Source organism: Rhodococcus marinonascens NBRC 14363, from assembly GCF_001894885.1.
Lineage (GTDB): Bacteria > Actinomycetota > Actinomycetes > Mycobacteriales > Mycobacteriaceae > Rhodococcus_F > Rhodococcus_F marinonascens.
The window spans coordinates 1-5,447 of record NZ_BCXB01000075.1; the positions used below are offsets into that span (position 1 = coordinate 1).

General features: G+C 62.5%; 3 protein-coding genes, 1 tRNA gene and 6 pseudogenes. 5 read left to right on the plus strand and 5 right to left on the minus strand.

The features are described from left to right. Positions 1-199, plus strand: a 199-nt coding sequence (locus RM2_RS24960; RefSeq protein WP_218017269.1) for a hypothetical protein, incomplete at its 5' end; no start/stop codon positions are given. Positions 200-293: 94 nt separating this feature from the next. Here RM2_RS24960 and RM2_RS22415 read toward each other — a convergent pair. Continuing rightward, positions 294-927, minus strand: a pseudogene (locus tag RM2_RS22415) (transposase); the annotation flags it as partial. A 135-nt stretch (positions 928-1,062) separates the two neighbouring features. Between RM2_RS22415 and RM2_RS24755 the strand changes: the two are divergent. After that, positions 1,063-1,335, plus strand: a complete 273-nt coding sequence (locus RM2_RS24755) for a hypothetical protein (RefSeq protein WP_169846808.1) — start codon at positions 1,063-1,065, stop codon at positions 1,333-1,335. A 57-nt stretch (positions 1,336-1,392) separates the two neighbouring features. On the opposite strand, the pseudogene RM2_RS22425 reads toward RM2_RS24755, so the two are convergent. Together RM2_RS22425 and RM2_RS22430 are read right to left on the minus strand one after the other, a co-directional pair. Further along, positions 1,393-1,814 (minus strand): annotated as a pseudogene (locus tag RM2_RS22425) (IS110 family transposase); the annotation flags it as partial. Positions 1,815-2,094: 280 nt separating this feature from the next. Then, a pseudogene (locus RM2_RS22430) lies at positions 2,095-2,837 on the minus strand (transposase); the annotation flags it as partial. Between the two features lie 157 nt (positions 2,838-2,994). On the opposite strand from RM2_RS22430, the pseudogene RM2_RS26110 reads away from it, so the two are divergent. Together RM2_RS26110 and RM2_RS26115 are read left to right on the plus strand one after the other, a co-directional pair. Then, a pseudogene (locus tag RM2_RS26110) lies at positions 2,995-3,114 on the plus strand (zinc ribbon domain-containing protein); the annotation flags it as partial. Continuing rightward, positions 3,095-3,232: a zinc ribbon domain-containing protein gene (locus tag RM2_RS26115; RefSeq protein WP_445009105.1), complete on the plus strand. Its 138-nt coding sequence runs from the start codon at positions 3,095-3,097 to the stop codon at positions 3,230-3,232. The pseudogene RM2_RS26110 and the gene RM2_RS26115, both read left to right, overlap by 20 nt. A 188-nt stretch (positions 3,233-3,420) precedes the next feature. Here the strand turns inward: RM2_RS26115 and RM2_RS22440 are convergent. Beyond that, positions 3,421-3,750, minus strand: a pseudogene (locus RM2_RS22440) (transglycosylase family protein); the annotation flags it as partial. Positions 3,751-4,202: 452 nt separating this feature from the next. On the opposite strand from RM2_RS22440, the gene RM2_RS22445 reads away from it, so the two are divergent. Next, positions 4,203-4,279 (plus strand) — tRNA-Met (locus RM2_RS22445). Between the two features lie 164 nt (positions 4,280-4,443). On the opposite strand, the pseudogene RM2_RS22450 reads toward RM2_RS22445, so the two are convergent. After that, positions 4,444-5,220, minus strand: a pseudogene (locus tag RM2_RS22450) (AMP-binding protein); the annotation flags it as partial. Between the last annotated feature and the right edge of the window lie 227 nt (positions 5,221-5,447).

A 5,447-nucleotide genomic window follows, 5' to 3' on the forward strand; every position in this document is an offset into this window, starting at 1 on the left:
GACTCCGTTGCTTCCACGGCTTGACACCGCCGTGGTCTACCCTCGTATAACAAAACCGCCGACTTACGACAGAGATGTAAGCGTTGATTACATCCTTACGCTAGACTCCATGAACGTATTGAACGCTTCAGTAGGCGATCATGCCGGATTCTCTGATCATCATCCAGTGACTGCAATAATTGGCCTCGATCTTTCGTGAGTCCCGCGTCCCGGCCTGAGCGCCTTCGGATTGGGTGATTCGATCGTGGATCCGGTGTGCGGCAATGAGTGGCTGCCCGACGCGGCCGGGTAGGGCGCCGTAGGCTGGTAATGATCGTGTCGGCCCACGGCGCGCGGGTGGCGAGTTTGAGTCGGGTGCGGCGGGTGATGCGGCCGGCGATCGAGAACATCCGCAGCCGCAGGCGTTTCGGTTCCCACCGTCGGGCCGGGTCGGGGCCGAAGGCGAGTATCTGCGTCCACGCCGTCAGCTCGCAGGCCAGTTGCACGATGGCGAGCCAGATCCGGTTCTGGTCGAAGCCGTGCAGTGGAAGATTCCGCAGGCCAGTTTGTTTCGTGGTCCGGATCCGGTCCTCGCAGCGGGCGCGGCGGTCGTGCCACAACTCGAGGTCGGGTAGCTGGCCGCGGGTGGTGTTGGTGACGAACGCGGTCAGTCGCAGGCGATTGTGGTCGGTGAACCGTAGTTGGGCACCGGGTGGGTCGTTCCCTGCGGACGATCACCCGCATTCCCTTCGGCCATGCCGACAGGTCGAGTAGGCCGGTGAGTTCGGCTACCTCGGCCCCGTCACGGACCTGCCCGTCGGCGTCGTAGGCGGGGGTCCACACGTCGTCGGGGATCACCGCGATCTTGGTGGCCATCGAGTCGGTGAGCCCGAGCTCGATCGAGTAGGCGAGGTGGCGTGTGGTCAGGTACTCGATCAGGGCTGGGGTCTCCTGGACGAAGTCCTTGGGGAGGGTGCCGCCGGCACGTGGTGCTTCTATCCCGTTGTCAAGCCGTCATGGAGTCGGCCAGCTGATATTTCGTTTCAGTTTTGAGCATGGCGTAGAGGACGTCGCACCGTCTCCGTGCCAGGCAGAGTCGAGTGCATCCTCGATGTCTTGTCGGCGGCGTTACTGGCGGGAATGACGGCGGTCTGCTCGGATAGGGCTGCGATGATGCGGTCGAAGATCTTCGCGTGCGCCCTCGGTGCATGCTTGGTGATCAGCGCGTGCAGCGAGTATCTGGTCGCCGAGGACAGTCCCACCGGACCACCGAAGCGAGCGAGTATCCGGGCCGACTGTTTTGTCGAGGTAGGGGCCGATGGCTGGTTCGAGTGCGGGGTGGACGTCGACCGGTAGTCCGCGGATCCGGTTGGTCAACCGAGTGGCCTCGACCGCGAGGTCGTCGTCGAAGCCGGCGAGCATCCTCAGGTCGGCAATCTCTTCGTCGTCAGTGCTGTTCAGTCGCAGGGTCGACGGTAGGGTGCGTGCGGCCTCGGCGATGACGAACGCGTCGCGGGCATCGGTTTTGGCGTTGCCGGGTGCAGGTCCGCGATCCGTCGCATCGCCAGACCCGGGAGGTAGGTCACCACCAATCTCGCATTGCGGGCGACCGAGACCGGCAGTGCGCCGATGCTATGGGGTTGGTCGGCGATGACCATGACGGGGCCATGCTGGCCCAGATCGGTGAACGGCTCCCGGAGTCGCGTCTCGTCCTGAGGAAACTCTTTGTCGTAGAGGCGATTTCCATTGGAATCGAGTGCTACCGCATGATGATGGGATTTGCCGACATCGATGCCGCAGTACGCGGTGATCGTCTTGCCGTTCAGAGTCCTCACACTCCCTCTCGTCTGCCAGTGCCAGTGCCAGTCCTGGCCTCGGATCCGTCACCCACGTTATGAAGACCTCTCGGCGAGCGGGCCTTGCTTCTATCAGCGGTCGACCAAGACCATCTCATCCAGCGGCAACACCAGCCAAGACATCAACGTCAGGGGCACCAAAGCCATACCGGAAGAGACGACCAGCCGCCCTCCGGCGAGGGCTACATAAAAGATAACGGGGTACCTCCCGCTTCCGCGGGACGGTGCGGTGCCGGATCTCTTTGTTCAACCGTTCCTACGGATTGTCGGACCAGATCTGACGCCAGATTTCCTTCGGGAACGCGGTGAGCGCCAACAGTTCGGCGCGGGCGTCATCGAGATGCGCGGCGACTTTCGGGAGTTTTTCCGACAGGGCATCGAGAACCCGATCATATGGGGAATGAACTGAATCGGCGTCCGGCTGGTCGTAGACCGAATGCAATAGTGTCTCCACCCTCCCCCGAAAGCGGGTGGGACCCCCAGGCCACGACGATTTCGGGGTGATCGAAATACCCCCGAGCACTTCGTGCAGGGCGGTGCCCCCAGTTGACTGCGTAGTGGGTGCGGCACCGCTGCCATGACGCACCGGGCAGGGTTGCTCCGATCGCGGCGACCAGACCGGGCGGGCGTCGGAGGTCACCAGTGTTACTCCGGTGAGACCGCGGGCGACGAGACCGCGGAAGAACGTCATCCAACCGGCCTTGTCCTCACCGGAGGAGACGTCGAGACCCAAGATTTCCCGATGTCCATCGGCGTTCACACCGACCGCCACCAGGGCATGGACATTGACCAACGTCCGTTCTCTCGAACCTGGTACCCGTTTCGCGAGTTCAGGCGTTCGTCGGTGCGCTGACCGTAGGCGGCACCGCAGGCCGCGTCGGCCTCGGCACCCATCAGCGCTTGGATGAAGGTCGAGAGCATCGAACGCAACAGATCGGGGCTGGCTGCGGCGAGTTGGTCGGCCAGGAACTTTCCGGGGTCGATATTGTGGTCAAAGGTCATCGCGTGGTGCTTCTTCAAGTCGAGTTGGTAGCTCTCTTTGAAGAATCACGCGGTGGTCGGCTTCAACTCGGTAACGAAACGCCTGTCACTCCGGGAGGATGGTCGTACACCATCCTGCTGGACTCAACCATGCGAGAGTTGGGCGGAGTTCCGCAGCATGCTCGAGTGCAAGGCCGACTGGTATGGGCGGCAGGTGGTGGTAATCGACAGGTTCTATCCGTCGAGCAAAACGTGTTCCGCTTGTGGTCGAGTCGAAGATGCCGCTGCACGTTCGGGGGTGGACCTGCCTGTGTGGCAGCGTCCACGATCGGGACGTGAATGCGGCGAAGAACATTCTCGCCGTTGGGCTGACGGTGACAGCCTGCGGAGATGGTGTGAGACCGTCCCGCACATAGGTGCGGGAAGGCAACTATCGGTGGAACAGGAAACCTAGGGTGTGAACCCGGGAGGAAGTCAAGTTCCGCATTTGAAACGGTGCGCAAGAAGCTGTCCGAGCGGTGTAGGCGGAGGCAGGGAAACGCAGAGGTGCCCTGTGTGCGTCGTGCTTCACACAGGGCACCTCGAGCACTGTCAATGCGGATCAGAGGTACTTCCCGCACACGGGCCAGGCGCCCGGTCCCTGACCTGCCAGGACGTTCTCGGCGACCCGGATCTGCTCCGCGCGCGAAGCATGGGCCGCCGACCCGCCCCCTCCAAATGCGGCCCAGGTGCTGTCGGTGAACTGCAGACCGCCCCTGAAGCCGTTGCCGGTGTCCGTGGCCCAGTTTCCGCTGCTCTCGCACTGTGCGACGGCGTCCCAGTTGTGGGGGGCGGCGAAGGCGGTGCCGGTGCTCAGGCCGAGCGGCACAGCCACGACTGCTCCGGCCAGCGCGACTGCGCCCTGGGTCCGTTTGACGATGCTGATGTTGGTCATATGGGTGTTTCCTCTCCGCATTTGCCGACGAGGCGTCCCTGCGGGAATCGGCTGGTGCGCCGACCCGGGTGATCGAACCGTCCTCGTCCCTGCCCCTCGAGGTGTCGGAATTCCGAATCCCGCGGGGCAAGGCATAGCTGCGACGGGTCGGCGTTGCCCGTTGGTTTCGGGCCGGTCACGAACGTACGTGTTGATCACGGAATGGTCACGGTCCGATTTTCTGTGACGGGCGTACAAATACCGACTGCCTCGATTGTCGTTTCCGCAGGTCGTCACCTACGTTGCGAACTTCCCGAACGACGGAGAATCCGCGAAAATGTGACGAGCATCACTCCGTTTAGTGACGGATGTGGTTGGTGTGGTCGCCAAAGGGCCCAAAAGGGCTGTCGGCCAGACGCTTTCCGGGCGGATTTGCAATCCGTTCCTTTGCTCGTGTAACTTCATTCACGCAACGCGGGGTGGAGCAGCTCGGTAGCTCGCTGGGCTCATAACCCAGAGGTCGCAGGTTCAAATCCTGTCCCCGCTACCAATGAGGAACCGGTGCCCTGGGATCCAGGGCACCGGTTCCTTTTTTCCCGGTCGCGCGGTTCAGAGGTGTGAACTGCCGGTCGAGTCGAGAAATGCAAGAACTCCTCGAGTGCACCCGGCGGCCGGCTCACCGCAATCCCGTAGCCGCTCCGATTCGGAGGGTGATCAGGTTTCCTTCACGTCCATCTCGATCAGTACGCCGCGCAGCAATTTGCCGGTCGCGTTGCGGGGGAGTTCCGTGATGAAGATTACCTCGCGGGGCACCTTGTACCTGGCCAGATTCGCCTTGACGTAAGCCTTCATCTCCTCCGCATCTTTCGCGCATCCTGGACCCGGCACGACGAAAGCCTTTAAGCGACGATCGAACTCGGAGTCCTCGACGCCGATCACCGCGGCCTCGATCACGTCCTCACGGTCGGCGAGAAGGTTTTCGACTTCGAGCGGATAGACGTTTTCGCCACCGGAGACGATCATGTCGTCGTCTCGGCCGTCCACGAAGAGCAGGCCGTTGAGGTCGAAATGCCCCTGGTCGCCGGTGGATAAGAAGCCGTCCATGCGTTCCTTGTCGCGACCGTCGGTGTATCCGCAGAAGCTGAGACCGCTGGCAACAAAGATACGTCCGACGGTGTCCGGTTCTGTGATTCGTTGGCCGGCAACATCATAGAGTGCCACGTGGCAGCTGACCGGTGCTCGCCCGGCGGTACCGGGGGCGAGCGCGAGGTCGGCGGGTGTCGCCACCGTGGCAACGGCTGCTTCGGTGGAGCCGTACAGGTTGTGGAGCATCTCGCCGAAAGCGGCGGAGGTTCGCTTGCACAAGTCGGGCGAGAGTGCGGACCCGGCCGCGAAGATGATCTTCAGGCTCGAGGTGTCGTACTTCGCCAGGGTGTCGGTCCCGAGGTCGACGATGCGCTGCAACATGGTGGGAACGACGACCAATGCATTGGAGTGCGTCTGCAAACTCGGTGTCGGTGTGTGACTGGTGCGGAATGAGTGAACTCCTGGTAGATCAGTAGGTGCTTGTACCACGACCAACCAGGAGTTCACTTGTCATCATCTCCCATCGTGCTGTGCCCGTCATGCCCCACCCCGGACAATGCGAGGGCACACCGGTGCGCGGTGTACCCGTCGTCGTCGGTTACGAACGCACAATGGGCGCTTCTCGAACCCCT